The sequence below is a fragment of the Pseudoalteromonas sp. 19-MNA-CIBAN-0066 genome (genome assembly GCF_040308705.1).
GTDB classification, from domain to species: domain Bacteria; phylum Pseudomonadota; class Gammaproteobacteria; order Enterobacterales; family Alteromonadaceae; genus Pseudoalteromonas; species Pseudoalteromonas nigrifaciens.
Window position 1 is genome coordinate 1 of the sequence record NZ_JBEONZ010000242.1, and the last position, 266, is coordinate 266.

Below are 266 nucleotides of genomic sequence, written 5' to 3' on the forward strand. Positions count from 1 at the left end.
GAGAAATAATCGTTTTACCACCATCTGACATTTCAACTTTTACAGTTGCTTCAAAAACCTCATAGGTTTCGGTCATTGCAACACGTGCACTTTCTTTTACTTTATATTCATGACGCCAGCCATTCCCGTTTGGAGTGATATGACGCGCTTCTAGAGGAACAAACTCTAAAGTGTCGCTATTTACTAATGGATGAGGATCGTTACCTTCAAGGTCAAAAATACTACCGTTGGTGATGTTGCTTGCTATACCTGAGCCACTACCAGTG

General features: G+C 41.0%; 1 pseudogene. It reads right to left on the reverse strand.

The window, feature by feature from the left end:
- Window positions 1-266 (reverse strand): annotated as a pseudogene (locus tag AAEZ18_RS18990) (polysaccharide lyase family 7 protein); the annotation flags it as partial.